This window comes from Massilia aquatica (genome assembly GCF_011682045.1).
GTDB classification, from domain to species: Bacteria; Pseudomonadota; Gammaproteobacteria; order Burkholderiales; family Burkholderiaceae_D; genus Telluria_A; species Telluria_A aquatica.
This window is the reverse complement of record NZ_VVIW01000004.1, coordinates 302,018-320,521: the sequence shown is the minus strand read 5'-3', so window position 1 is coordinate 320,521 and position 18,504 is coordinate 302,018. Positions and strand designations below refer to the sequence as shown.

Below are 18,504 nucleotides of genomic sequence, written 5' to 3'. Positions count from 1 at the left end.
CAAACCGACTATTTAGTTTTCCACAGGCGCACGGCGCTGCTCCTCGGCAACAAATCCATCTCCCCCTGCTAAGCCCGCCATTCTTGAGTTGACTCTCGGCAAGGCCCGTGTTGCTTCACCTAACGAAATATCATCTTCCTCCGAAACACATTTCCAAATGTAAATACTTTGTCACGGAAACGTCATGCATAGTTGCGAGAATTCAGTTGTCTGTACCTATCAATGTTAACGGGATTCCCATGCGCAACCTCACCACCTTCAAGCTGTTCCGCCCGCTCGTAATCGCCCTGGCGCTGTCCGCCAGCCACGCCGTCATGGCCTCCGAAGCCGACCACCAGGAATTCGAAGCCACCCTGCACGTGCCGTACGCGGGCGCCAGCGCGGCGCGCACCTTCACGCTCGCCTTCGACTATCCGCATGCCGAACGTGCGCAGGAAGTGAGCTGGAAACTGGAACTGGTCAGCCCGGGCGGCCAGGTGGTCCAGCAATGGACGGGCGTGCAGCGCATGTTCCAGAAGCCGGTCGACGTCAAGGTGCGCTGGGCGGGCAAGGGCGGCCTTGCCGACGGCATCTACAAAGTGCGCATGCAGGCGGTTTCCAACGACGCAGCCGAGCGCGGCCGCGCGCCGGACCAGTCGCCGGAGTCGGTCGAGCGCCTGCTGGCGGCCGGCGCCGACGAGATGGTGGAACAAAGCTGGGACCTGGCGCTCGGCAAGACCGCCCAGGTCGCCATGCCGGCCTTCCGCGCTTTACCCACCAACAAGGTCAGCGGCAAGGCGGGCGAGCTGTCGTCCGTGCAAACGGCCGGCCCCGCGCCGGGATCGCTGCCGTACACCGTGTATTTTGCCAACCTGCACAGCCAGACCAATCACAGCGACGGCGGCGGCGCGATCGGCAGTTGCAGCGGCTCGCAAGCGCCGCAAAGCGCCCCCTTCGGTCCGGCCGACGCGTTCGCCTACGCCCGCAACAAGGGGCTCGATATTCTCGCCACGTCCGAGCACAACCACATGTACGACGGCTCCGACGGCACCAACAGCGGCGCCAGCCCGGCCACGGCCAAGGCCCTGTTCAAATCCGGCCTGAGCGCCGCGGCCGATTTCAATGCCGCCAATCCCGACTTCCTGGGCGTGTACGGCATCGAGTGGGGCGTGATCAACAACGGCGGCCACCTGAACATCTTCAACACGCCGGAATTGTTGCAGTGGGAACTCAATAGCAGCGGCCAGCTGATCGGCGACACGCTCACGCCCAAGGGCGACTACAGCGGCCTGTACACCCTGATGCGCCAGCGCGGCTGGGTGGGGCAGTTCAACCATCCTTCGTCGAGCGGACAATTTCTGGTCGGCGGCGTGCCGCTCGGCTACACGGCTGACGGCGACGAGGCCATGGTGCTGTGCGAAGTGCTCAATACCTCGGCGTTCTCGACCAATACCAGCGAAACCGAAACCGGGCGCAGCAGTTTTGAAAGTGCCTGCAACAAGGCGCTCGAGTCCGGCTTTCACGTTGCCTTTGCCACCAATCAAGATAATCACTGCGCCAACTGGGGCGCGTCCTACACCAACCGCACCGGCGTGTTGATTCCCAACGGCACGCCGCTGACGCAAGCGAGCTTCATCGAGGCCCTCAAGGCGCGGCGCGTGTTCGCCACCATGGACAAGACCTCGCAACTGGTGCTCACCGCCAACGGCAAGCTCATGGGCGAGCGCTTCAGCAACAGCGGCCCGCTCAACCTGATCGCCAACTTCGCCAGCACCAGCGGCAGATTGGCGTCGACGGTATCGATCGTCGAAGGCGTGCCTGGGCGCAAGGGCGCGGTCAGCCAGCTCGCCAGCAGCGCCAACACCACCATTACCCCGTCGGTCGGCGAGCACTTTTACTATGCCAAACTGACCCAGGATGACGGCAAGATTTTGTGGTCGGCCCCGATCTGGGTGACCCAGACGGCGGGCGGCGGCGGAGGCGACACCACGGCGCCGGTGGTCAGCGCGAGCCAGAGCGGTAGCACCGGCAACATCACGCTGGCGGCCACGGCAAGCGATGCCGGCGGCATCAGCCGGGTCGAGTTTTATGTCGACAATGTGCTCAAAGGGGTCGACACCACGGCCCCGTACGCGTTTAGCCTGGACTCCGCGACCCTGAGCAACGGCAGTCACCAGCTGACCGCCAAGGCGTACGACGTGGCGCTCAACAGCGCGGTCTCGGCGCCGGTCGGGTTCAGCGTCAGCAACGGCGGTACGGTGCAGCAGCAACTGCTGATCAACAGTGGCTTCGAAGCGGGCGTGAGCGGATGGGTGGCGTCGGGCGGCGTGATCAACTCGACCGGCCAGGCGGCGCGCGGCGGCAGCTGGAAGGCCGCGCTCAACGGCGAGGGTGCAAGCAACACCGACACTGTGTACCAGCAGGTGGCGATTCCATCGACGGTGACCAGTGCCACCTTGGGATTCTGGGTGAAGGTGGTATCGAGCGAAACCACGACCACCAGTTCCTACGACAAGCTGAAAGTCCAGGTGCGCAGCGGTGGCAACGCCGTGCTCGCAACGTTGGCCACCTACTCCAACCTCAACAAAGGCAGCAGCTACGTGCAAAAGACGTTCGACCTGACGGCCTACAAAGGGCAGACGGTGCGGATCTACTTCGAAGGCGTGGAAGGCTCGACCATCCCGACCGCCTTCCTGATCGACGACGTCACCCTCACGACGCAATAAGCAACACCAAACCGGGGTCAGAGCTCTGACTCGAAACTTTTTGTTGCCGCCACACCGGGGTCAGAGCTTTAACTTGCAACTTTTTTGTTGGAAACGACGATGCGTCGCATTATCACGATAGAACGTTGTCAACTGCGCAGTTATCGAAGCAATTTGCCACGTGCTGCGCAACCGGCAACTTGTGAAATCGGGGCAGGCCGCGAGTTTGCAGTCTTTCGAATTAAAGCTCTGACCCCGGTTGTAGGAGTCGGAGTTCAAAATTGGTAGGAATTCAGAAGCCGAAGCGGGCGCCGGCGCCGAGCAGGGTGAGAATGCCGAGCACGGCAAAAATGGCGGCGGCGATGCCGTGCACCAGTTTTAACGGTACTTTGTTGGCAATCCGCTCGCCGAAATACACCGCCGGCACGTTCGCCAGCATCATCCCGAATGTGGTGCCGGCCACCACCGCCACCATCGATTCGTAACGCGCCGCCAGCGCCACCGTGGCGATCTGGGTCTTGTCGCCCATCTCAGCCAGGAAAAATGCGATCAGGGTCGTCAGGAAGACGCCGTAACGCCCCAATCCCGGCTGTTCGTCGTCATCGAGTTTGTCGGGCACCAGGGTCCACGCGGCCATCGCCAGGAACGATACGCCCAGCACCCAGCGCATCACGTTCGGTCCGAGCAGGGTGCTGATCCACGCCCCCACCGCCGCCGCAAACGCATGGTTGGCCAGGGTCGCCACCAGGATCCCCAGCACGATCGGCACCGGGCGCCGGAATTTGGCCGCCAGCAGAAAGGCCAGCAGCTGCGTCTTGTCGCCGATTTCGGCGAGGGCGACGATGCCCGTTGATACAAGAAAGGCGTCCATACAGATATGATCCAAGCGGCAAGCGCGGATCATAACAGAGCCTCCGGCGTGGCTGTGCGCCACAAGGCGCCGTCAATACGCCCATGCGCGCTTTCGTCCGGCCTGCGGAAGTGATATTCTGCCTGCGCCAATCCACATGCCACCGACCCGGAAAGACCATGAAGACATCGACCCTCCTGCGCGCCACCGCCTGCGCCGTATTCTGCCAATTGAGCGCCCACGCGTACGCCCTCGATCCCCTGAGCTACGCGCGCTACGACCAGGTGAAAACCAGCGCCCTGCACATGGACCTGAAGGCCGATTTCGCAAAAAAGACGCTGTCCGGCCACGCCGAACTGACCTTGAACTGGATCGATAAATCGGCGCGCATGCTCGATCTCGATACGCGCGCGCTGACCGTCTCCAAGGTACAGGCGCTCGATGCCAGCGGCAAATGGGTCGGCGTGCGTCACACGATCGATAAACTCGACGCCGAAAAAGGCCAGGCCATGCACATCGACCTGGCCGCGCTGCCCGCGCAGCCGGAAAAGGTGCGCATCTATTACCGCACCTCGCCAAGCGCCACCGCGCTGCAGTGGCTCGCGCCGGTGCAGACCATGTCGGGCAAGCAGCCGTTCATGTTCAGCCAGTCGCAGACCATCGACGCGCGTTCGTGGGTGCCGCTCCAGGATACTCCGGCCGTGCGCTTCACCTACAGCGCCCACATCGAGGCGCCCAAGAACCTGCGCGTGGTCATGAGCGCCGATAACGATCTCAATGCCACCGGCAAGGGCGGCTGGGATTTCAAGATGCCGCAGCCGATTCCATCCTACCTGCTGGCCATCGGCATCGGCGAGATCGACGTGCGCGCCCTCGGTTCGCGCACCGGCGTCTACGCCGAACCAAAACGCATCGGCGCGGCCGCGTATGAATTCATCGATACCGAAAAGATGGTCGCCGCCGCCGAATCGCTGTACGGCCCGTATCGCTGGGGGCGCTACGACATGCTGGTGCTGCCGCCGTCGTTCCCGATCGGCGGCATGGAAAACCCGCGCCTGACCTTCCTCACGCCGACCATGATCGCGGGCGACCGCAGCCTGGTCGACCTGATCGCGCACGAACTGGCGCACAGCTGGTCGGGCAACCTGGTCACCAACGCCTCGTGGAAGCACTGGTGGCTCAACGAAGGCTTCACCACCTACGTCACCACCCGCATCCTGGAATCCTTGTACGGTGCCGAAGTGGCCGACATGAACCTGCAGCTCGAACAGGAAGAAGCGATCGCCTCGCTGGCCACCATCCCGGCCGCCAAGCAGGCCTTGCTGACCAAGGACCCGGACACTTCGTCGGCCAACTACACCGATGAAGGCCTGGCCTACCCGAAAGGCGCCTGGTTCCTGCGCACGCTCGAGCAGCGCGCCGGCCGCGCGCTGTTCGATCCCTTCCTGCGCGGCTGGTTCGACCAGCACGCGTTCCAGAGCGTGACCACCGAGCAGTTCGTGGACTACCTGCGCAAGAACCTGCTGGCAAAAAATCCCAAGCTCCTGACAGAGGCAGAACTGACCGAGTGGCTGCACGGCCCCGGCATCCCGGCCAGCGCCAGGCGCGTGGTCTCGACCCGCCTGGCGGCACTGGACAAGGCGCGCAACAGCTGGCTCTCCGGCGCCACGCCGACCGCTAAACTCGATACCAAAAAATGGAGTTCCACCGAGTGGATGAAGTTCCTGAACGATATCGATAACAAGGCCAGTGCCGCCCAGCTCAAGGAACTCGACCAGGCTTTCAACCTCGCCAAGAGCACCAATAACGAAGTGGCCTTCCGCTTCTTCCGCGCGTCGATCAACGCCGGGTATGCCGATGTGCGAACCCCGCTCGAAGCCTTCCTCATGAGCGTGGGCCGCCAGAAGTTCGTGGTGCCGCTGTACGCCGCACTGCGCGCCAAACCGGCCGACAAGGTGTTCGCGGAGTCGGTCTACAAAAAGGCGCGCCCGCGCTACCATCCGGCCACGCAGACCAGCGTCGACAAGAAAATGGCAGCCAATTAAGGGGACCGGAACTGTGCACCATATGAACCGTATCGCGGCGGCGACCCTGCTTGCGTTCTCTAGTTTTGCGGCCGTCGCGCAGGCGCCGGCCGCGCCAGGCGCTCCGCTGGCGGCCAGCGCGCCGGCGCGCGCCTATGACCTCGAGGCCGATGTCGCGCGCGCGATGAAAACCTTCGATGTTCCCGGCATGGCGATCGCCATCGTCAAGGATGGCAAGGTGGTGGCCGCGCGCGGCTTCGGCGTGCGCAAGCTGGGCGAGCCGGCGCCGGTCGACGGCAAGACCATTTTCGAGGTGGCGTCCAATTCCAAGGGCTTCACCGCCGCCGCGCTGGCCATGCTGGTCGACGAAGGCAAGCTGGAATGGGACGACAAGGTTATCAAGCACCTGCCCGACTTCCAGATGTACGATGCCTACGTTACCCGCGAGATGACGGTGCGCGACCTGCTGGTGCACCGCAGCGGCCTGGGACTGGGCGCCGGCGACTTGCTGTGGTGGCCGACCACCAGTTTCACGACCGACGAAATTATCGGGCAGCTGCGCTACGTGAAGCCGGCCACGAGTTTTCGCAACAGCTACGCCTACGATAACCTGCTCTACATCGTAGCCGGCAAGATCATCGCGCAAAAGGCCGGCAAGCCGTGGGGCGATGCGGTGCGCGAGCGCATCCTCACGCCGCTTGGGATGAACACGACCACCACCAGCCTGGCCGACAACGCGGGCAATCCCAACGTGTCTTCTCCGCACAGCAAAATCAACGGCAAGATCAGCGCGGTGCGCGCGCTGCCTGTGCCGAACGCGGTCGGCGCGGTCGGCATCAATACCAGCGCCGAGGATATCGCGCGCTGGATGACGGTGCTGCTCGATGGCGGCGCCATCGCGTCCGCGCCGAAGGATGCGCAGGGCAATCCGGCGCGCCTGTTCAGCGAGGCGCAAGGCCGCGAAATGTGGACCGCGCAAACGCCGATGAAAATCAGCGAGCCGAAACCGACGCTGGAGGCGACCAGGCCGAATTTCTTCGCCTATGGCCTGGGTTTCCAGCTGCGCGACTACAAGGGCCGCAAGCTGGCCATGCACGGCGGCGCGCTGCAGGGATTTTATTCGCGCGTGGTGATGGTGCCGGAAGCGAAGCTGGGCATTGCGATCCTGACCAATGCCGAAAGCGGCGGGGCCATGACGTCGCTGCAGTATCGCCTGCTCGATCATTACCTCGATGCGGAACCAAGCGACTGGATCAAGTTGATCAGCGATGTGGAAGCCGAGATGCGCAACAAGGATTTGGCCAGGCAGAAGACGGCCAGCGCCACCCGCGCCGCCGCCTCGCGCCCCTCGCTGCCGCTGGCAGCCTACGACGGCGAGTATAACGATGCCTGGTACGGCGCGGTGAGCATCAAGCCGGTCGGCGGCAAGCGGGTGATGAGCTTTACCCGCACGCCCGACCTGACCGGGGAACTGGAGCACTTCCAGCACGATACCTTCATCGTGCGCTGGAAGGAGCGCAACTTCAACGCCGACGCTTACGTGACGTTTTCGCTGAACCCGGACGGCAGCATCGAACGCATGAAGATGGCGCCGGTGTCGTCCGAGACCGATTTCAGCTACGACTTCGCGGACCTGCTGTTCACGCCCGCGAAGAAGAAGGAAGTCAAGGAAGCGAAGTAACCATCAACCCTTCGGCAGTGCGGCGGTCAGGTCAACCCAGCTTTTCGGCTGCGGTTGGCCGCGTTCGCGCACGCCGAAAAAGCTCACCACCTGTTCGCCCTCGTTGTCGTAGAACTCGACCGAGGTCACGCCCGCGCGCCGCACTACCCAGCCGCTCTTGAAGGCGCTGTCGCGCAGGTGCAGGTTAAAGGCCGGGTCGAGCACGTTGTACCAGCCCGCGCTCGGCGCTGTCTTGGTGATCTTGCCGCTGAAGATCTGGATCAGCGCGCCGTTGCCCAGGAAGGACATGATCGGCAGCTGCTGTTTGGCCGCTTCGTCGAGCAGGGTACGTACCGCTTCTGGCTTGAGGCGCTGCACCATACCGGCCGGCGCCAGACGCATCGCCTGTTCGCGCGTGATCTTGAATTCGGTCAGCAGGCGGTTGAACTGGTGCACGTCGCTCATCTCGTTCCAGGCTTGCTGGAATTCCTTGACATCGACTTTGCTGTCGGCCAGTTCGGGGGCTTTTGGCGCGCGCGCGGCCACCTTGAGCGCCGCACTTTGCTCTGGATGGCGGAAGTCGGCCACCAGCTTGTCGAACACCGCCACGCCGGTGGCGTCTTTCGGATAGATCTTGTGGATCGCGGCGCCGTTCTCGTCGAAGAATTGCAGGCTGCGTTTGATCACGCCGTCGGCCCCCGGCTGCACCACCGCAAAGGCGTGCTTCCATTTCGAGAAGGTGAAGCGCAGGTCGATCTCGCCACCGAGGTAGCCGCCGGCGATGTTGCGCTGGCGCGCTTCGCGCTCTTCATCTTTCACAACCTCCTTGTCGTCCTCCGGCTGCGGCTTGACCTTGGTCGCCACGCCGGTGCGTTCGATCACGCCGTTCTCGTTGCGCGTCAGCGCCAGCACGGTGCCCAGGTCGAGCGCGCGGCGCATGATCTCGCGCGGGTCGTTGCCGTCGCTGCGCAGGCGCGTGACGGTGCTGCCGATGCCCGTCGCCAGCAGTTCGGCTTCGGACACGCCGAGCGTGCGCGCAGCGTCACGGATCATCACCTTGGGCTGTTCGGCGCGGAGCAGGCTCCAGCGCTCGGCCAGGGTGGCGGCGCCGGCGTGGCCGGCCAGCACAAGCAGGGCGCCGGCAATGGCCAGCGGAAGGGTGCGTAAGCGTTTCATGGGAGTCTCCAGATGGTGAAAAAGAGTAGTTAGTATTGGAACGACAGCATGGCCGCGGCATTGCGGCCGGGGCGTGTCTGGCGTTCGATGTCGGCCAGGGTGGCGGCGTCAAGGCCTGCGGCCAGCGAGCGCGATGTGGCGTAGTCCCAATAGCGCTTGTCGCCCAGGTTGTAGATGCCGACGTTGAGTTTGATGTTCTTGCCGATGTTCCAGTACGCCGCCAGGTCGGCCACGGTGGCGCCGGCGATCCGGAAGCGCGGCACGCTGGTGTCGCCGATGGTGTCCGAGGCCGGCTGCTTGCCGGCGGTGGCCACGGCGCTCAGCGAAACGCCCCAGGCCTCGCCCGGCGCATCGTAGGCGAGGGTGGCGCTGGCCTTGCGCGGCAGGGTGGAGGCCAGTTCGCCTTCCCTGCCGGTGCTGCTGTCGCGCGCCTTGCTGTGCGAGACACCGGCGGCGGCCGCAATGCTGTAGCCGGCCAGCGCCGGCGCCCACGTACCCAGCTCCGCGCGCAGCGACGCTTCGCCGCCCCAGGTGCGCGCGCTGCCGTTGTTCTCTGGCCGGTACAGGCCGCGCGTGACGGTCGGGTAGTTCACCGGGTCCGGCGCCTGCGCCACGTAGTCGATGAAGTTCTTGTACTCGGTGCGAAACACCGATGCGCTGAGCTGCATGCCCTTGGCCGGGCTGCTTTTGATGCCCGCCTCAAAGGCCTGGCTGGTTTCTTTTTTCAGGTTCGGGTTACCCAGCACCGCGTAGCCGACACCCGATCCGGTGTAGCTGAACGAGTCGTAGGTGCCGGTGCGCTCGGCCGCCGTGGGCAGGCGCGCGCCGCGATTGAGGCGCGCATAGACCGACAGATCCTGCGACAGCGCAAGCGACAGATTCAGGCTCGGGGTGGCGTAGGCGTCGCTCTCGGTCTTGATTTCGCCGGCCGCCGATGGCACGGCCACCACGTAGCCGCCCAGGTTCCTGGGCGTGAGCTTGCGGTGCTCAAAGCGCAGGCCGGGCGTGAGCGTGGCCTTGTAACCGCCCAGCGCAAAGCCGAATTCGCCGCGCAGGTAGGCGCTGGCTTTGTCGCTGTCCATGTCGGCCATGCGGTTCTTCATGGTGAACTGGTGCGCACCGGTGGCGATGACGGTACGGTCTTCCAGCCACGGACGGCGCGTCTCGGTTTGCTCCCAGGCGGCGCCATAGGCCAGGCTGAGCGAATCATTGAGCTTCAGGGTGGCGTCCGCCCCTGCGCCGGCGCTCTTGTTGAAGTAGCCGGTGTCGATATTGCGCAGGTAGGGCTGGTTGCCGGTGATGTAGCGCGCGCGGGTGCGGTCTTCCACGCTGGCGTCCTGCACGTACAGGCGGCTCTCTAACGTGTCGAAGATGCCGTTGGTGGCGCCACTGATGCGGTGTTCAAGGCTCACGCGCGTGCGCTTGGTGTGCGAATCCTGTAGCACGCCGTTCGGATACAGGCCGCCGGTCTTGTTGACGTAGCTGCGCGCGTTGTCGCGTTCATAGCCGTCCAGTGTCAGGCCGATGCGCTGGCCCTGGCCTGGGGTCCACTGGAACTTGGCCAGCAGCGCGTTCGAATCCCAGTCGTCCGGGTTTTCCGCCACGCTGCCCTTGTTTTCAAGCTCCTTGCCGCTGCGGTGCACGGCCACGGCCAGCGCATCGAGTGCGCCCATGCGCGCCGCGCCCGTCAAGCTGTGCGAGCGGCTCTTGTTGGCGGCGCTGTAGCCGAGCGCATAGGCCAGGTAGCTGCGCTTGTCGTCGCTCAGGTAGTCGGAAGGCGATTTGGTGGCAAAGGCAACGCTGCCGGCCAGGCCGGGCGAGCGCGCCGCAGCCGGGCCGGTGCCGGAGCCGATGCGCACTTCGCGGAACATGGCAGGGTCAAAGTAATCGCGCCCGATGCCGAAGGTGTTCATGGCGGTGCCGTCCGGCTTGGGGGCGGCGTCGGGCAGGGCGATGCCGTCGATATCGAGGCTGACGCGGTTGCCTTCGACCCCGCGGATATTAAAGCCGGTGTTGCCGGCGCCGTCCCACACGCTGCCGCTGCCGCTGAAGGCGGCCGGTACGCTGACCAGCGGCTCGTAGCGCGCGATGGCGCTCATGTCGCCGGCGTTGCGGCGCGCCAGTTCCTCGGCGCTGATGATGGCCACGCTGCCTTGCAGCGCATCGGGCGCCTTCTCCTTTTCGCGCAGCGGCGTGACGACGATATCGGACAACTGCTGCGGTGCGCGCGGGCCTTGCGCATGCGCGCTGGCGGAGCTCAGCATCGCCAGCATGGCGGCATTGAGGGTGGTATTGAGAAGGCGGCGCGCTGGTGCGGCGGCGGGCCGGCGCGCATTCGCGCGTGCCGGCAGCGGGAGCTGAGTGGTCATGGTGGTCCAGGTCGGAGAGTGTCAGGCTGGCTCTCGGACCTGGCGACGCGGGCGCGTCGCGCAGGAACACTTGCTGGCGGGTGTCAAATGATAACAAGAATCATTATCATTTGCAATGCATCCCCGCCGGGCGCTTTGCTACCAGTTGCTTACTTGCGGTTCCAGACGTCCATCATGTCCTGCGTGCCCTGGAGGCGGATGCCGTTATCGGACAAGATACTTTCGGTCGCGTCGACCATCTCCTTGCGGCGCAGGACCATGTTTTCGCCGCCGCGCTGGTCGAAATGGATCACGATCAGTTCGTCCTTCGAGTCGCGCAGCAGCTGCACCATGTGCGCCAGGCTGCGCACCGGGACCTTGTTCACCGAATAGATCACCGAGCCGAAACGGTTGGAGTAGCCGGCCACCGATTTATGCGGGAAGAAGGGCGAGCTGACCACCACCAGCTCCTGGCGGTCCGGCGTCGGCGGGTCGCCGCGGCGCGTTACCAGCGGGCTGGCAATGTAGCTGGCCGTCGCCATCACGTTGACGCTCGAGTTGAGGAAGGCGAGGAAGTCGGTGCTGGCGCGCGAGAACACGATCGGGCCGTAGATGAAGTACGACGGATAGCCGTTGTTCAGGTCTGGAATGAGCAGCTTGCGCCCACCCACGGCCGGTACCTTGACGTTCATGCTTTTGCCGGCGCGGACAATCGTCAGCGGCACCGCGCCATCCCTGGTTACCTGCTGCACGCGGTACTGGAAGCGCACGCGCAGGTTGGTGCCCAGCTTGACCATGCCCTGGTTGTCGATAGGCGAGTCGCCGATGTGGGTGATCACGTCCCACTCCTTGAGCGGATAGGCCGCGTCGTTCTGGTTGGGACGCTGCACCACGGCCCCGGCGACGTTTTTATCGAGCTTGAGGAATTCGCGCAGGACCGGGTTTTCCAGGGTCTGCACTTCGTCGGTCAGCGATGGCTTGCCGTCGTATTTGCCGTCGGCGACATCGCGCAGGAACAGGTCGACTTCTTCGTTCGGAATGATGTAGCCGATATTCTGGGTGTTGGCGGCGCCGCCGAAGGCCAGGCCCACCATCTTGTCGTTGGCAATCGCCGGGCCGCCGCTGTTGCCGGGGTTGATGGCGGCGTCGATCTGGATGCGCAGGCCGGTGGTGCCCATGCTGTAGTTGGCGAATTCGATGCGCGAGACGATGCCCTTGGTGATCGAGAGCGAGGTGCCGCCGGTCGGGTAGCCGTAGGCGAAGACCTGGTCGCGCACGTCCGGCAGCACGCTGGCGCGCGCGACCGGCGCGTGGGTGTCGAAGAACGATTCGTCGTCGAGCTTGAGGATGGCCAGGTCGATCCCGCGCGCGACCGCCACCACCGTGGCCGAGACCTTGCCGCCGGCCTGGCTGGCCTGCACCTGCACCTGGCTGGCGTAGCCGACCACGTGGGCGTTGGTGAGAATGCGCTTGCCGTCGATGACCACGCCGGAGCCGGTTACTTCTTGCGGCGAAGCCTTGGTCCATGGTTTGTACGGGTCCGGACGGCGCAGGGTGGCGAACACCTTGACGACCGAGTTTTCCAGGTTGGCGGGAATGGCGGCCACCGGTGCGGCCGGTGTCGAGCCACTCGTGACGTCCTGTGCTGCCTGGGCCAGTGAAGCATGGGCCAGCAGGCTTGCCGCGGCAAGGGCGGCGGCGACGGCGATACGCGATATGTTCATTGGGTAATTTATGGTTGGGAGAAGGGCGGCGAGCGTTAATCATACACGCGCGCGGCGCGCCGTTCCAGCGCCTGGCCGTGCGGAATCGGCAGGCAAAAAAACGGCCCCTTGCGGAGCCGTTGTACCTGTTACTGCTTCACGAACTTGAGCGTCATGCGGTCGCTCTCGCCGATCGCCATGTACTTCTCGCGGTCGACATCCTTATTGGCCAGCACCGGCGGCAGCGCCCATACGCCCTTGTTGTGGTCCGCCTTGTCTTTCGGATTGGCGTTCACTTCCGATTTGCCGGCCAGCTTGAAGCCGGCGCTTTCGGCCATCTTGATCACGTAGGCTTCCTGCACGTAGCCACTGTCTGCCTTAGGCTCCTTGCCGGCCGGCGCGCGGTGTTCCACCACGCCGAACACGCCGCCCGGTTTCAGGCTCTCGTGGACCTTCTTGAAGATTTCCTTGACCTTGTCGTCGCCATTGCCGGTCCAGTTATGGATGTTGCGGAAGGTGACCACCAGGTCGGCCGTACCCGGCTTGGCGAAGTCGTACGCGGTCGGCACTTCGAACACGCCGCGCTGGACCTTGTCGAACATGGCCGGTTTCGATTCGAGCTTCTTGGTCAGGTTGGCGGCGTATTTGCGCGCGCCTTCCTTGGCCGAGGTGGGGGACTCGCCGGCGGCGATCAGCTTGCCCTTCTCGCGCAGGTAGGGCGCCAGGATTTCGGTGTACCAGCCGCCGCCCGGCGACAGCTCGACCACGGTCATGGTCGGTTTGATGCCGAAGAAGGTCAGCGTTTCGTAAGGATGGCGGGCGCTGTCGCGCGCGGCGTTGGCAGGGGTGCGCTCGGTGTTGGCGATGGCTGCCTTGAGTGCGTCGTCGGCGTGGGCTGCGCCGGCCATGCCTGCGGCCAGCATCGCGGCCAGGATCAATCGTTTCATGTTGTCGTCTCCGGTATCGGTAAGTAGTGCAGGGGAAGCTGCGGGAGGCGATGCAATCTCGCCAACCAGCGCGATGATCGAGTATGCACGCTTGCAGGTCAAGCCGAATCTGCATATGTACATACTGTCCGATACAGCGGGCGGACACTGCTCCGGACACTGCGGACAGCCTGTCCCGGACACTCCAGGATTTCCAAATCAAGCACTTAGGAAATGGCATAAGTTTTGCGTATTCTTTTCGCCATTTTGCTGGTAAGGTTCTTGTTGATTTTTTGGTTCAGGCCAGCGATCGGCATGGTCCCGGTAAGTACAAAAACAAAGAGCGCTCGCGGCATTTGCGGGGCGCATACCTTGGTGGTGATTGTCAGGAGATACTATGGAACGACGTGCTTTTCTCAATATCAGCGGGCTCGCACTGGGCACGATGCTGGTGCCGGTGTTCGGCAACGCCATCGCCGCTGAAGAATTACTCAATCCCCTTGCAGCAAAGTTCAAGAAGACCCTGGCCGACACGGCCCTCAGCGCCGCCACCGGCGCCGGTGCGACCTACTGCGACGTGCGCATCGGCCGCTACCTGAATCAGTTCATCACCACGCGCGACCTGAACGTCGAAAGCGTGACCAACACCGAATCGGCCGGCGTCGGCGTGCGGGTCATCTGCAACGGTGCCTACGGCTTTGCCGCCACCTCCGACATGTCGCCCGATGCGGTGGCCGGCGCCGCGCGCCAGGCGGTCGCCATCGCCAAGGCCAACGCCAGGCTGCAATCGGAACCGGTGCGCCTGGCGAGCGTCAAGGGCGTGGGCGAAGTGGCCTGGGCCACCCCGATCAAGAAGGACTGGCGCACGGTCCCCATCAAGGAAAAAGCCGAGCTGCTGATCGCCGCCAACAAGGCCGGCATGGACGGCGGCGCGAGCTTCATGCAGTCGCTGATGTTCCAGGTGAACCAGCAAAAGTACTTCGCCTCGACCGACGGTTCCTACATCGACCAGGACGTGCACCGCATGTGGATGCCGGTGTTCGCCACCGCCGTCGACAAGGCCACCAACAAGTTCCGCTCGCGCCAGGGCTTGTCCACGCCGGTCGGCATGGGCTACGAATACCTGGACGCGCGCGCGGAAGACAAGATCAAGGCCGCCGGCGGCGTCTGCACCCTGTACAAGAATTCCTACGACCTGATTGAAGACGCGCGCGCCTGCGGACGCCAGGCCAAGGAAAAGCTGACCGCCAAGTCGGTCGCGCCGGGCAAATACGACCTGGTGCTCTCGCCCGAACACCTGTACCTGACCATCCACGAATCGGTGGGCCATCCGACCGAGCTCGATCGCGTGCTGGGCTACGAGGCCAATTACGCCGGCACCAGCTTCGCCACGCTCGACAAGTGGGAAACCAAGAAATTCAAGTACGGCTCCGAGCGCGTGAATATCGTGGCCGACAAGACCACGCCAGGCTCGCTGGGCGCGGTCGGCTACGACGACGAAGGCGTGCCGGGCAAGCGCTGGGACATCATCAAGGACGGCATCCTGGTCAACTACCAGGCCACGCGCGACCAGGCCCACATCATCGGCGAGAAGGAGTCGCACGGCTGCTCGTACGCCGACAGCTGGAGCAGCGTGCAGTTCCAGCGCATGCCTAACATTTCGCTGGAAGCGGGCAAAACCAGGCTCACGCCGGACCAGATGGTCAAGGATGTCAAGAAGGGCATCTACATCGTCGGCGCGGGTTCGTTCTCGATCGACCAGCAGCGCTACAACTTCCAGTTCGGCGGCCAACTGTTCTACGAAATCAACAACGGCAAGATCGGTGCGCCGCTCGAAGACGTGGCCTACCAGTCGAACACCCAGGAATTCTGGAACGCCTGCAGCGCCATCTGCGACGAGAGGGACTGGCGCATGGGCGGCTCCTTCTTCGACGGCAAAGGCCAGCCAAGCCAGGTCAGTACGGTGTCGCACGGGTCGAGCACCGCCCGCTTCAATGGCATCAACGTCATCAACACCGCACGCAAGATCGGCTAAGCCAGGGGACCGCACATGAAGATTCTGACTCAAGAAGAAAGCAAGCGCATTGCCGACCGCGTGATGGCGCTGACAAAAGCCGACGAATGCACGGTGCGCGTTTCCGGCGGGCGCACCGGGAACATCCGCTACGCGCGCAATAACGTTTCCACCGCCGGCCTGGTCGACAACGCCGACCTGGTGGTGCAGGTCGCCTTCGGCAAACGCCAGGGCACCGCCACCATCAACGAATTCGACGACAAGTCGCTCGAAAAAGTCGTGCGCCGCGCCGAAGACCTGGCGCGCCTGGCGCCGGAGAACCCGGAGTTCATGCCGGCCGTGGGCAAGCAGGCGTTCAAGGCGTCGCAGACCTTCAACCGCGCCACCGCCGCCATCGATCCGGAGTTTCGCGCACAGACGGCGGCCTACAGCATTGAGGCGAGCCGCAAGAACAAGCTGGTATGCGCGGGCTTTTTCACCGACAGCCATGCGTTCCAGACCATTGCCAATTCGAACGGCGTGTTCGGCCACCAGGAAGAAACCAACGTCGACTTCACCTGCACCGTGCGTACCGAAGACGGACGCGGCTCGGGCTGGGTCCAGCGCTTGGCCACCGATGTGGCGCGCTTCGATGCGCGCGAAGCGTCCGACGTGGCCATCGAAAAGGCGCTGCGTTCGGTCGACGCCAAGGCGCTCGAGCCGGGCCGCTACACGGTGATCCTGGAGCCGGCCGCCACCTCGGACCTGATCGGCTTCATGCTTGGTGGTTTCGACGCGCGCCAGGCCGACGAGGGCCGCAGCTTTTTGTCGAAGAAGGGCGGCGGCACGCGCCTGGGCGACAAGCTGTTCGACGCGCAGGTCAATATCTGGTCCGACCCGTGGGACAAGGATGTGCCGGTGCTGCCGTGGGATGCGAACACCATGCTGGCGCGCGAGCGCATGAACCTGATCAAGGATGGCAAGGTCTCGGCGCTCGACTATTCGCTGTTCTGGGCCAAGAAGAAAGGCGTGCGCGCCATTGGCGCGCCGGGGAATATGATCATGGGTGGGACCGACAAATCGACGGCGGAACTGATCGCCGGTACCAAGCGCGGCGTGCTGGTCACGCGCACCTGGTACATCCGCGAGGTGGACCCGCAGTCGGTACTGCTGACCGGCCTCACGCGCGACGGTACCTTTTACATCGAGAACGGCAAGATCAAGCATCCGATCAAGAATTTCCGCTTCAACGAAAGCCCGGTGACCATGTTGAACAATATCGAGGCGATCGGCAAGCCGCAGGTGATCGCGGGCGACGAGGTGCCGTATTCGATGCTGATTCCGCCGATGAAGGTCAGGGATTTTAACTTTACGTCTTTGTCGGACGCGGTGTAAGCCCAGACCAGGCAACGAAGCTGATCTAATCGATAACTCGTCGTTCCCGCGCCAAGGCGGCCCTCGGCGCGGGGACGACGGAGCCTTGCAAGCAGGAGTAAATAGTGGAACGACGTACCTTCCTCAAGATCAGCAGCGGCGCCGCGGGCGCCATCCTGGTCCCGGTCTTCGGCAACGCCATCGCGGCCGAAGAATTAATGAACCCGGTCGCCATCGCATTCAAGAAGTCGCTGGCCGACGCCGCCATGAACGCCGCCACCAAGGCCGGCGCCACCTACTGCGACGTGCGCATCGGGCGCTACCTGAACCAGTTCATCACCACGCGCGACCTGAGCGTGGAGAACATCGTCAACACCGAATCGTCCGGCGTGGGCGTGCGCGTGATCGCCAACGGCGCCTACGGCTTCGCCTCCACCAACGACATGTCGCCGGACAGCATCGCCGCCGCCGCGCGCCAGGCGGTTGCCATCGCCCGCGCCAACAGCAAGCTGCAAAGCGAGCCGCTGCAAATGGCGCCGGTCAAGGGCGTCGGCGAAGTGGCCTGGGCCACGCCATTCACCAAAGACTGGCGCACGGTCCCCATCAAGGACAAGGCCGAGATGCTCATCGCCGCCAACAAGGCGGGCCTGGACGCCGGCGCCAGCTTCATGACCTCGACCCTGTTCCAGGTCAACCAGCAAAAGTACTTTGCCTCCACCGACGGCTCCTACATCGACCAGGACATCCACCGCCTGTGGGCGCCACTCACCGCCACCGCCGTCGACAAGGCCAGCAACAGGTTCCGCACGCGCGACGGCCTGGCCTCGCCGGCCGGCATGGGCTACGAATACTTCGACGCGCGAGCTGCCGATAAAATCAAGGCCGCCGGCGGTGTCGCCACGCTCTACACCAAGTCCTACGACATCGTGGAAGATGCGCGCGCGGCCGGCCGCCAGGCACGCGAAAAACTCTCCGCCAAGACGGTCGAACCGGGCAAGTACGACCTGGTTCTCGCGCCCGAACATCTGTTCCTGACCATCCACGAGTCGGTCGGCCACCCGACCGAACTCGATCGCGTACTGGGCTACGAAGCCAATTACGCCGGCACCAGCTTTGCCACGCTCGATAAATGGCAGACCAAGAAATTCAAGTTCGGCGCCGACCGGGTCAACTTCATCGCCGATAAAAACGAACCGGGTTCGCTCGGCGCGGTCGGCTACGACGATGAAGGCGTGCCCGCCAAGCGCTGGGACATCATCCGCGACGGCGTGCTGGTGAACTACCAGGCCACGCGCGACCAGGCCCACATCATCGGCGAAAAGGAATCGCACGGCTGCTCGTACGCCGACAGCTGGAACAGCGTGCAGTTCCAGCGCATGCCGAACGTGTCGCTTCAAGCCGGCAAGGAGCGCCTCACTCCCGACGAGATGATCAAGGACGTCAAGAAGGGTATCTACATCCTCGGGCGCGGTTCGTACTCGATCGACCAGCAGCGCTACAACTTCCAGTTCGGCGGCCAGCTCTACTTCGAGATCAAGAACGGCAAGATCGCCGGTCCCCTGGAGGACGTGGCCTACCAGTCCAACACCCAGGAGTTCTGGAACGCGTGCAGCGCCATCTGCGACGTGCGCGACTGGCGCATGGGCGGCTCGTTTTTTGATGGCAAAGGGCAGCCCAGCCAGGTCAGCGCGGTCTCGCACGGGTCAAGCACCACGCGTTTTAACGGCATCAACGTCATCAACACCGCCCGTAAAATCGGCTAAGCC

The 18,504-nt window shown here is 64.0% G+C and carries 11 protein-coding genes; 6 read left to right on the top strand and 5 right to left on the bottom strand.

Annotated elements, in window-relative coordinates:
- The first annotated feature begins 239 nt into the window (after window positions 1-239).
- Window positions 240-2,705, top strand: coding sequence for a CehA/McbA family metallohydrolase (locus F1609_RS10015; protein ID WP_167076292.1), 2,466 nt, complete (start codon window positions 240-242; stop codon window positions 2,703-2,705).
- Window positions 2,706-2,976: 271 nt separating this feature from the next.
- Here F1609_RS10015 and F1609_RS10010 read toward each other — a convergent pair whose 3' ends face one another.
- Complete coding sequence (locus F1609_RS10010) at window positions 2,977-3,555, bottom strand: TMEM165/GDT1 family protein (protein ID WP_167076291.1); 579 nt, start codon at window positions 3,553-3,555, stop codon at window positions 2,977-2,979.
- Between the two features lie 158 nt (window positions 3,556-3,713).
- On the opposite strand from F1609_RS10010, the gene F1609_RS10005 reads away from it, so the two are divergent.
- A complete protein-coding gene (locus F1609_RS10005) occupies window positions 3,714-5,579 on the top strand; it encodes a M1 family metallopeptidase (protein ID WP_167076290.1) in 1,866 nt (621 codons plus the stop codon).
- Between the two features lie 22 nt (window positions 5,580-5,601).
- Window positions 5,602-7,239 carry a serine hydrolase gene (locus F1609_RS10000; RefSeq protein WP_167076289.1) on the top strand — a complete coding sequence of 546 codons (1,638 nt, stop codon included), beginning with the start codon at window positions 5,602-5,604 and terminating at the stop codon, window positions 7,237-7,239.
- A gap of 3 nt (window positions 7,240-7,242) precedes the next feature.
- Here F1609_RS10000 and F1609_RS09995 read toward each other — a convergent pair whose 3' ends face one another.
- The 4 genes from F1609_RS09995 to F1609_RS09980 form a co-directional block, all read right to left on the bottom strand.
- Window positions 7,243-8,394 carry a hemin-degrading factor gene (locus F1609_RS09995; RefSeq protein ID WP_167076288.1) on the bottom strand — a complete coding sequence of 384 codons (1,152 nt, stop codon included), beginning with the start codon at window positions 8,392-8,394 and terminating at the stop codon, window positions 7,243-7,245.
- A gap of 29 nt (window positions 8,395-8,423) precedes the next feature.
- Window positions 8,424-10,763 carry a TonB-dependent receptor domain-containing protein gene (locus F1609_RS09990; protein WP_167076287.1) on the bottom strand — a complete coding sequence of 780 codons (2,340 nt, stop codon included), beginning with the start codon at window positions 10,761-10,763 and terminating at the stop codon, window positions 8,424-8,426.
- A 149-nt stretch (window positions 10,764-10,912) separates the two neighbouring features.
- On the bottom strand, window positions 10,913-12,466 hold the full coding sequence (locus F1609_RS09985; protein WP_167076286.1) for a S1C family serine protease: 1,554 nt from the start codon (window positions 12,464-12,466) through the stop codon (window positions 10,913-10,915).
- A gap of 128 nt (window positions 12,467-12,594) precedes the next feature.
- On the bottom strand, window positions 12,595-13,392 hold the full coding sequence (locus tag F1609_RS09980) for a class I SAM-dependent methyltransferase (protein ID WP_167076285.1): 798 nt from the start codon (window positions 13,390-13,392) through the stop codon (window positions 12,595-12,597).
- Window positions 13,393-13,768: 376 nt separating this feature from the next.
- Here F1609_RS09980 and F1609_RS09975 point away from each other — a divergent pair, with 376 nt between their 5' ends.
- From F1609_RS09975 to F1609_RS09965, 3 genes are all read left to right on the top strand, one after another.
- Complete coding sequence (locus F1609_RS09975; RefSeq protein ID WP_167076284.1) at window positions 13,769-15,406, top strand: TldD/PmbA family protein; 1,638 nt, start codon at window positions 13,769-13,771, stop codon at window positions 15,404-15,406.
- A 15-nt stretch (window positions 15,407-15,421) separates the two neighbouring features.
- Entirely contained in the window at window positions 15,422-16,759 is a 1,338-nt protein-coding gene (locus F1609_RS09970; RefSeq protein WP_167076283.1) for a TldD/PmbA family protein, read from the top strand.
- A gap of 104 nt (window positions 16,760-16,863) precedes the next feature.
- Window positions 16,864-18,501, top strand: a complete 1,638-nt coding sequence (locus tag F1609_RS09965) for a TldD/PmbA family protein (RefSeq protein WP_167076282.1) — start codon at window positions 16,864-16,866, stop codon at window positions 18,499-18,501.
- Window positions 18,502-18,504: the final 3 nt, after the last annotated feature.

Excerpts from the sequence above, each read along its gene's own strand:
- F1609_RS09970 (WP_167076283.1), top strand. The coding sequence starts at position 15,422 with ATGAAGATTCTGACTCAAGAAGAAAGCAAGCGCATTGCCGACCGCGTG.
- F1609_RS09995 (WP_167076288.1), bottom strand. The coding sequence starts at position 8,394 with ATGAAACGCTTACGCACCCTTCCGCTGGCCATTGCCGGCGCCCTGCTT.
- F1609_RS09990 (WP_167076287.1), bottom strand. The coding sequence starts at position 10,763 with ATGACCACTCAGCTCCCGCTGCCGGCACGCGCGAATGCGCGCCGGCCC.
- F1609_RS10005 (WP_167076290.1), top strand. The coding sequence starts at position 3,714 with ATGAAGACATCGACCCTCCTGCGCGCCACCGCCTGCGCCGTATTCTGC.
- F1609_RS09975 (WP_167076284.1), top strand. The coding sequence starts at position 13,769 with ATGGAACGACGTGCTTTTCTCAATATCAGCGGGCTCGCACTGGGCACG.
- F1609_RS09980 (WP_167076285.1), bottom strand. The coding sequence starts at position 13,392 with ATGAAACGATTGATCCTGGCCGCGATGCTGGCCGCAGGCATGGCCGGC.
- F1609_RS10015 (WP_167076292.1), top strand. The coding sequence starts at position 240 with ATGCGCAACCTCACCACCTTCAAGCTGTTCCGCCCGCTCGTAATCGCC.
- F1609_RS09985 (WP_167076286.1), bottom strand. The coding sequence starts at position 12,466 with ATGAACATATCGCGTATCGCCGTCGCCGCCGCCCTTGCCGCGGCAAGC.
- F1609_RS10010 (WP_167076291.1), bottom strand. The coding sequence starts at position 3,555 with ATGGACGCCTTTCTTGTATCAACGGGCATCGTCGCCCTCGCCGAAATC.
- F1609_RS10000 (WP_167076289.1), top strand. The coding sequence starts at position 5,602 with ATGAACCGTATCGCGGCGGCGACCCTGCTTGCGTTCTCTAGTTTTGCG.